The organism is Streptomyces sp. NPDC127092, from assembly GCF_042722475.1.
Taxonomy (GTDB): Bacteria; Actinomycetota; Actinomycetes; order Streptomycetales; family Streptomycetaceae; genus Streptomyces.
This window is the reverse complement of record NZ_JBHXFE010000388.1, coordinates 1-1091: the sequence shown is the minus strand read 5'-3', so window position 1 is coordinate 1091 and position 1091 is coordinate 1. Positions and strand designations below refer to the sequence as shown.

Here is a 1091-nt window from a genome sequence, read left to right as displayed (position 1 = left end):
GCCGTCCACACCCCCACGGGTGTGCTGCCCGTGGTCTTCAGCCGGGACGAGGACCTCACCCGCTCCCGGATCCCCTTCTCGCTGGCCCTGCCGGCGGTCCTCACCGCGGCCCTGTCCCTCGCGCTCGGTCTGGGCGCGCAGGGCCTGTGGCTGGTCTCGGACACGGCCGCCCAGGGGCTGACGGACACGCATGCGTATGTGGAGGCGGTGATCGGCCGATGAGCCAGGCACACCAGTACGACGACGGCACGCAGGACTTCCGCGACGGCACGGCCAGCGTGTGGTCGTGGCCGCTGCGCCTGGCCGGCTTCGTGCTCTGGTACCTGTGGGCCCTCGTCACGTCCTCGGGCGCGGTCCTGCACGACCTGATCACCCCCGGCGACGACGCCCGCTCGGGCATCGCCCGGGTGCGCACCAGCTGCCGCACGGACCTGCTGCTCGTCGCCGCCGTCGTCTCCGCCTACCGGATCCTCGTGGGGCCCCTGGACGCCGACCGGGCCGTCTCCGGCGACCTGCTCACGTTCAGCGTCACCGGCATGGTCACGCTGTTCGGGGTCCGGGCGGCCAACGTCTTCACGTTCGACCTGGTGCTCATCGCCGCGATCACCGGGTTCCTGACCGGCATGTCCCTGGCCCGCGCGCTGACGCGCGGGCGACGCTGAGGAGGCCATCCCCATGGACACCGCGATGAACGTCATCGGCTCGCTCATGATCGTGCTGGGCGCGCTCGTCTTCCTCGGCGCCGCCCTGGGCCTCGTGCGCTTCCCGGACCCCTACACGCGGATCTCCGCCACCGGCACGGCCGGCGGCGTCGGCATGATCCTGCTCGTGGTCGGGGCCCTGCTCCACATGCCCTCGGTGGCCAATGTGGTCAAGGTCGTGCTGATCGTGGTCCTGCAGCTCGGGTCGGCGTCGGTGGCGACGATGGCCCTGGCCCGTTCGGCCTACCTCACGGGGGTGCCCATGAACCCCGGGCACTACGACGAGCTCGCCGAGGACACCCCGGGGCGCGAGCACGGCGAGCCCGCTCCACACGCGCCGGACGAGGTCTGAGACCGCCCGCACGCGACGTCGGCCCGGCCCGTCCCGTC

At 72.7% G+C, this 1091-nt stretch carries 3 protein-coding genes; all 3 read left to right on the top strand.

What is annotated here, in order from left to right; all coding sequences use genetic code 11:
* Positions 1 to 222: hypothetical protein (locus ACFWJO_RS40695; RefSeq protein ID WP_386873430.1), on the top strand; the 222-nt coding region annotated here is incomplete at its 5' end.
* Positions 219 to 662, top strand: a complete 444-nt coding sequence (locus ACFWJO_RS40690; RefSeq protein WP_386873428.1) for a monovalent cation/H+ antiporter complex subunit F — start codon at positions 219 to 221, stop codon at positions 660 to 662. The genes ACFWJO_RS40695 and ACFWJO_RS40690, both read left to right, overlap by 4 nt.
* 13 nt (positions 663 to 675) lie before the next feature.
* Positions 676 to 1053 (top strand): monovalent cation/H(+) antiporter subunit G, encoded by a 378-nt coding sequence (gene mnhG, locus ACFWJO_RS40685; RefSeq protein WP_036382758.1) that lies wholly within the window; start codon positions 676 to 678, stop codon positions 1051 to 1053.
* The last annotated feature ends 38 nt before the right edge of the window (positions 1054 to 1091 follow it).